Annotated in this window: 6 protein-coding genes; 5 read left to right on the top strand and 1 reads right to left on the bottom strand. The window is 40.5% G+C overall.

Going from position 1 to position 6,698, the window contains the following annotated elements:
- Positions 1-252: 252 nt before the first annotated feature.
- Positions 253-441, top strand: a complete 189-nt coding sequence (locus GC093_RS34270) for a hypothetical protein (protein WP_171656440.1) — start codon at positions 253-255, stop codon at positions 439-441.
- Positions 442-643: 202 nt separating this feature from the next.
- Here the strand turns inward: GC093_RS34270 and GC093_RS34265 are convergent, their stop codons facing one another.
- On the bottom strand, positions 644-2,758 hold the full coding sequence (locus GC093_RS34265; RefSeq protein ID WP_312886687.1) for an LTA synthase family protein: 2,115 nt from the start codon (positions 2,756-2,758) through the stop codon (positions 644-646).
- A 223-nt stretch (positions 2,759-2,981) separates the two neighbouring features.
- Here GC093_RS34265 and GC093_RS34260 point away from each other — a divergent pair, with 223 nt between their 5' ends.
- From GC093_RS34260 to GC093_RS34245, 4 genes are all read left to right on the top strand, one after another.
- Positions 2,982-3,923, top strand: a complete 942-nt coding sequence (locus GC093_RS34260; RefSeq protein ID WP_171656439.1) for a nucleoside hydrolase — start codon at positions 2,982-2,984, stop codon at positions 3,921-3,923.
- A gap of 171 nt (positions 3,924-4,094) precedes the next feature.
- Positions 4,095-4,403 (top strand): hypothetical protein, encoded by a 309-nt coding sequence (locus tag GC093_RS34255; protein WP_171656438.1) that lies wholly within the window; start codon positions 4,095-4,097, stop codon positions 4,401-4,403.
- Entirely contained in the window at positions 4,403-5,002 is a 600-nt protein-coding gene (locus GC093_RS34250) for a nitroreductase family protein (RefSeq protein WP_171656437.1), read from the top strand. The genes GC093_RS34255 and GC093_RS34250 overlap by 1 nt, the downstream gene beginning before the upstream one ends.
- A gap of 609 nt (positions 5,003-5,611) precedes the next feature.
- Positions 5,612-6,694: a glycosyltransferase family 39 protein gene (locus GC093_RS34245; RefSeq protein WP_171656436.1), complete on the top strand. Its 1,083-nt coding sequence runs from the start codon at positions 5,612-5,614 to the stop codon at positions 6,692-6,694.
- Positions 6,695-6,698 lie beyond the last annotated feature (4 nt).

The raw sequence follows: 6,698 nt of genomic DNA, 5'->3' as shown, positions 1-6,698 counted from the left end.
AGGTAAAGGTAAAGGTAAAGGTAAAGGTAAAGGTAAAGGTAAGGGTAAAGGTAAGGGTAAGGGTAAAGGTAAGGGTGAAGGCAAAGGCAAAGGCAAAGGCAAAGGTAAGGGTAAGAGTAGCGAGAGTGAGCGATATAGCAAGTAAGGGTTAGTGCTGTTACCTCCCAATGTAGAGGCCTCTTACGACACGTAAGCTTGCGGTAAAGCGTAGGTTGGCTTTGAATGCCGATTAAGAAGTAAGGAAGCAACGTAATGCACACAGTAGAACAAAAGGGAATGGGTGTTGGGCGTATAGGGTGTAGGAGCGATAGCGTCCGCCCTGGTGTCGCCTTTAGAGAAGGACCTGAGGCTACCACAGGTCCTTCTCTAATCCCAAACGTTCGTGAGTTAAGGGAGCGTCTGGCATGGATTACGGCCGCTGTTAAAGTCGTGTTCCTTTAATTGAGCTGCTTGGAGCGGTGGGAACACGGATATCCAAAGGAAGAGGTTGTTGCGTTCCCGAGCAGCCACCAGAAAAAACGAACAATTTTAGACTAGCTTCGGTGCAGGTAGCATGGAATTTACATAAGGAATCCGTCCTTCTGTCTTTTACGTTTACTTTCAAATAAACAAACAAAGGGGCCCCTCAATAAGGGCCCCTTGTTTACATATCACTTGCCATTACCTTTGAATAAGTAAATTCATTGGACTTAGCAATTATTTTATCCTTGGAGTCTTTGACTACAATTTCAATCTTCAATGGATACTTCAGCTTATTGTCAGGCAATAATGGAGCAGTTAACTCATGGTAGCTGTTCCACTTAGCTGGCAATAGCTCCCCGTTAATATTCACCATACTGTTATAAGGGAGGTCCACACCTGTAATCTTTAGTACTTTTCCTTCACTAGAGGCTTCCGTTCTTACAGCGTCAATTACCATTCGTCCTTGGCCTAGTATATAGCTGCTGTCTTTAATCTTACTGTTCATTTCTGAGTAACCGTATTGTTTCCCAAAAATAATATCATACTGTAATTTTTCATAAGTCTTAAGGTCTTCCTTGTTTATCTTCATGTCCTCATAACGATTTTCTGGTGGAATTACTGGGATGGTCTGAGATAGCTGTGATAAATAGTCCGTATAATAGCTGCCTGGCCTTTGTGCTAATTTCAATAAGTAAGGCGTTACAAAGGATGGGCTCATATTGATCGTATCCTTTTGCTTAGGCAAGTAGTTGTTCCAGACGAGAATAGGCACTCGGTACATTTTATCAAGAAAGTTAGGATCGTTTTCATTCAAATATCCGCTTTCCTTGTATGCGCTGTAGTTCTCCCCTAGGCTCGGCAGATGGTCTCCAAAGAATAATAGGATGGTCGGCTCATCGATGCTTTCATAATGGGTTACCAATCGTTTCAGCATATCGTCAGCGCCCAGGAGTCCTTGAGCATAGGTTTCAAGCAGCCCTTTAGTCTGGCCGGTTACTCCCGTTACTTCTATTGTATTTTCTTTGAATTTTCCAGGATAATAATGGAAGTGATTCTCCATAGTGTTGGCAAAAATGAAGTCTGGTCCTTCTGTAAGCGTACTGGTTTCGATTATCTGCTTGGCTACTTCTCTATCGGCTATATAAGGGCCTTCATAGTCGGGCTTTAAAAATTCCATAGGTACATACTTGGAAAATCCGAAGTTTTCATATACTTTTTTGCTGTTATAAAACCAGCTGTGAAATGCATTAATTGCTGTAGATGCATAGCCTTGCCGAGCCAAAATACTTCCTAACGAATCAACATCTTTATTAATGTACTGATTGTAAGGAATAGAGCCTTGGGGCAAGAAACGCATGGAGTTGCCAGTTAGCACTTCGAACTCGACATTGGCCGTTCCACCACCGTACTGAGGGGAGAGCATTGTCCCGCTGCTGTATTTCTCCAATAATTCATGATAGAAAGGGAGCGGATCCCGACTAAAGGAAACATCTTTGATTTGTGTTGCATCCCAGAAGGATTCGCTTAGAACGACAATAATATTAGGTTTACGTTCCCCAGCTACGGGTACAGCCGGTGTAACTGAATTATAAGCAGTGCGAATGGATTCCTCATCATAGCCTTCAGGCTGGTTCATAAACAGAAACTGTAAATTCATGATCGTTGATAGAAGAAACCCGTTTGTTCGAACATTCTCCGTCTGATCCCAAGCAAGGTTTTGAATGTGAGCTAATCTTTTCAGCGACATGGATCCGTCCGTATATATCAAGGTTAATAGGAGAAGAGAAGCAATCCCCATACCTAAACGTTGTTTCCATGGAAAAGTAAAAGCAATGCGCGGCAACTTGTATAACAGTAGAAAACTAATGACTATAAACGCGATAGATCCCGAAATGACAGTGAAGTTAAGTAAGCCTTTAAGATATTGGGCCATATCTTTGGTCTCGCTTGTTAAGAGCACATCCCATGGCAGAAAAGGGACACCTAATATCTCCAGCTTAATCCCGCTAATTAACCCCATTAAAAGACAGGTACTGGATACTAACCAGAACGATAAATGAACTCTGCCAGTAATGGCTGTTATAAGAAACAGAAAGCCCAAGACCACTATTGCATTTAGAGCAAGCTCTGGTATCGCATGGAACGTCCAGCTGAAGGTATCCCCCCAGCCGCCTCTGCTCATTAATTCGACTAAAAACACAATCCAAATTGACCACAAAAGCAAAGGCATTCGTCTCGCTGCTTTCATGCCCTGAGTTTGAATTGCAAGCTGTAAATCCCCCATATTTATCACCACATTTGTATTATTAACTTCTTGTAAATTCAGCCTTAAGTATAGCATACCTAATAGAATTAAAGATATTGGAACCTTTTGCGGTAATGCTAATTAAAAGTTGTGATTAACGGAGTTTTGTATTGCTGAACGTTTAGCAGAAGTGTAAAATCGTGTGTATTCATTGTGAGTCATTCATAATAGCAGCAAATAACTTAATTTTTTATACAGGGAGAGAGGTATTAGGATGATAAAAATGATTTTGGATGTAGACACTGGCATTGATGATGCATTGGCAATTGCCTACGCGATAGCCTCTCCTGAGATTGAGCTATTGGGAATTACGGTGACTTATGGAAATACACCCATCGATAATGCATTTCAAAATACATGCGAATTGCTGGAGCGCATTCATACCCAGATTCCGGTATATAAGGGCGCAGAAAAGCCTATTTCACGAAGTGCGCATTTTAGCAGTGTGTTTCATGGCACGGACGGTTTAGGTGAAACTTTAGGTAAAGCCGATGGGGTTGATCATATTTCAGCGGATGCTGTGGATTTTATTATTGAGCAGGTGAATAAGTATGGACCTAACTTGACGATTGTAACGACAGGTCCTGTTACTAATCTGGCTCAGGCCATCATGAAAGACCCTTCCATAATAACTCGGGTTGGCAGCGTTGTGACTATGGGCGGAGCTGTGACGACCCCAGGCAATGTGAACAAATTTGCAGAGGCGAATATATTTATCGATCCGGAAGCGGCCGATATGGTTCTCCGTTCAGAGCTCCCGATAACGCTGGTCGGTTTGGACGTTACTCGGAAGACACTTCTGACTCAAAAGGATATGCAGCGTTGGAGAAGTATGGAAACGGGATTAAGCACTTTGTTCGCTGATTTTACTGAATACTATCTTAATGTGTATCAAAAATATTATCCATTTTTGGGAGGCTGTGCACTACATGATCCGCTTGCTGTAGCGGTTGCTAAAGATCCTTCCTTAGTACGAACGATACCTATGTTCTTAAAGGTTGATTTGGAACAGGATGCGTTGGGCAGAACCGCAGAAGATTTACAGCGGGCCTCCTTATCAGGACCCAATACGTTTGTTAGCGTTCAGGTAGATTCAGAGAGATTTATGAACGACTTTTACAATCGACTTGATCTAGTTCTGAAGGGTTCGGAATGATGGATTAAATCGGATTGTGCGTATGGTTTCATGATCATTTCATAACCATGTGCCAAGCTGAATGATGTGACTCGAAGAACCATTACAATGGTTCTTCGGGTCTATTTGGTTTTGCATGAATAACAATCGTTTTATGATCAGAAAATATAGGGGCAGAGGGAGCTGAATATCGTGGGTGAACAATTACAGAGCTTTATTCAAGACCTTATGGAGAGAAATAAAGGGGTTTTTAAGGAAGGTGATTTCAAGGATTGCCAGGGAGCAGCAGCTGACATTAGAGAAATGATTAGGAGGCTTGAAAGCACGGAAATTAATTTCAGGAGAAAGTTATCCGAGATTTCAGCTAAACAACCTCCAGATAAAGAAAAAATCATTTATTTGCAAGGCTTGGTAGATGGTATGAATTTAGCTATTAAACCAATGGAGATCCAATACGATAATGAACGGAAAACTACACAAGGTTATAGGAGTGAGGAATAATGGCTAGCGAATTTCTAACTTTGGTAAAAAATAGACGTTCCATCTACGAAATCAGCAAAGAATCAACTATCTCTGATGAAAAGATTCAAGAAATCATTAGTGAGGCTGTCAAACATACTCCTTCGGCTTTCAACTCACAGAGCTCACGAGTGGTTCTATTATTAGGTGATCAGCACAATAAACTATGGGATATTACAACTGAAGTCCTCAAGGGAATCGTGCCAGCTGATCAGTTCGCATCAACCCAGCAGCGGATGGATGGTTTCCGCAATGCCTATGGTACTGTTATGTTCTTTGAAGACACGGCTGTGGTGGAAGGAATGCAAGCGAATTTCCCAACATATCAGGATCGGTTTCCAGCATGGTCCCAGCATACGTCGGGGATGCTTCAATTCGTAATCTGGACCGCTCTTGAAAATGAAGGCTTGGGGGCATCGTTACAGCACTATAATCCCTTAATCGACAATAAAGTGAAAATGGAGTGGAGATTGCCAGAAGGTTGGCAGCTTATTGCTCAGATGCCTTTTGGTAAACCTACGGCACCAGCAGGAGAAAAGGAATTTAAACCGATCGAGGAACGTGTGAAGATTTTTAAATAAAACGGGCACTCCAATTAATTTAAGGCTGACCGCAAAGGTCACTTCATCCCAGTTGGGAATAGAACTATCGGACTATATAATAGATCGTTCTGAATCTATTAATGAGCTATTAATGAGCTATTTATGTGGTTTTCAGTAGCATTTTTAGGGGATTAGATAATCTGGCGCAGAAAAATATAGGCATAATTAGATCGGGATGATGGAGGTCGAAAGTATTTTCGGTCTTCATTCTCCAAACATATACAATTGCAGCTATACCACTTGGTCCTATAAACAATAAAATTTTCATGAAATAGTTCATTTTCACAGAAATACTTCTTGTGAAAGCTCTAAGAAATATGTCATAATTGGGGATACTTACAATTATTAAAACATATGCTGACACTTGGAGACGTGTAAACAGTGCACCAACTAGCCCAATTATTTCATAGGTACAAAGATCGGGATTTCATTTTCCTCATACCGTTTGCGCTGCTGTCTCTCGATGTGAGATTGCGGTATTTTTTTTACCTCCTCAACTCCGGTAAAGGTTTTCCTCAGTCTGATGACACTCAATGGTACATCGATTATGCAAATTCTTTGTTGGGAAATTTCCAAATTGGACTACATATGAACGATATTATGTATATTGGGTATAATCTCCTACTTGCTTTGCTGCTTGGTTTGTTTAAGGACCCCGTTGCTGTCGTCTTTATTCAAGCGGTTGTTGCAGGTCTTAGTATAATATTTGTATATAAAATCTCACGTATGCTTTTCAATAAAATAACCGCGATCATAGCCTCATTTTTTTATTACTATTATTCGTGGCCTATAACCCTCTGGTCAACTTACATTCTATCCGATAGTTTTTTCATCAGCTTACTATTATTGAATGTTTATTTACTTCTCAAATTCATGCAGTCTAATAAAAGCGTATACAAGATCCTTTTTATAATGTCTTCTGTATATATTCTTGTTTTTAGACCGACAGGTGTCGTTTCTTTGTTTTTTATAATGGTATATATCCTAATTAACATCGATACCCAAAAAGTGTGGGAATTTATTAATAGGCACAGACTCGCTATCGGTGGCTCTTTAGCTGCCGCGGTTATCACAGTTATTTATTTATTTGTAGGAAATAAGTTAGATCCCTTTTTATCCTCTATGCAGTTTAACGCTAAGATGGTGCTATACAACGTTTATGCAAAAGGATGGATCTACGATAGACCGTCACCTCATGACTATTTTTATAAGCCCAATTATACGATTGATGTGCTGAATAGTCTGATACTAAGTTTTTTAGTAAACAACTGGGATCACGTTAGTATTTTATATGGAAAGCGGATCATAGCGTTTGTAGGTAAATGGGCATGGGATATAAAGTTAACCGGGATACGCAGCTATGTAAGGTTGGGGTGGTATTTGCTGCCGGCCGCTCTGTTTTTAGTTGGGACCATTGCAGCAATAGTACAAGGCATATTTAGAAAAGCTTCTATTCTGTGGTTGACCATTTTTGCCGTTTTTGTTTTTTGTATTATTTTATTTATAGACGGCATGTACAGATACAAAGCACCTAGCGTACCGTTTATTATGATTGTGGTTGCTTATGGGGCTGAGAGAGTATTTCACGAAGGTTTTGTGCTCGTCAAAAAAATGGCCGTTAAGCTGTTCTCCAAGACAAGAAGAAATACAGGATTGGATTCCAGCATGTGAGAAA

It is taken from the genome of Paenibacillus foliorum (assembly GCF_013141765.1).
GTDB lineage: Bacteria > Bacillota > Bacilli > Paenibacillales > NBRC-103111 > Paenibacillus_S > Paenibacillus_S foliorum.
The sequence above is the reverse complement of the archived record's forward strand: the minus strand, read 5'-3'. Positions and strand labels throughout refer to the sequence as shown.

What these genes read in the sequence shown, in the direction of transcription:
- GC093_RS34270 (WP_171656440.1), top strand. Translation starts at nt 253, where the DNA reads ATGCACACAGTAGAACAAAAGGGAATGGGTGTTGGGCGTATAGGGTGT.
- GC093_RS34260 (WP_171656439.1), top strand. Translation starts at nt 2,982, where the DNA reads ATGATAAAAATGATTTTGGATGTAGACACTGGCATTGATGATGCATTG.
- GC093_RS34250 (WP_171656437.1), top strand. Translation starts at nt 4,403, where the DNA reads ATGGCTAGCGAATTTCTAACTTTGGTAAAAAATAGACGTTCCATCTAC.
- GC093_RS34245 (WP_171656436.1), top strand. Translation starts at nt 5,612, where the DNA reads ATGAACGATATTATGTATATTGGGTATAATCTCCTACTTGCTTTGCTG.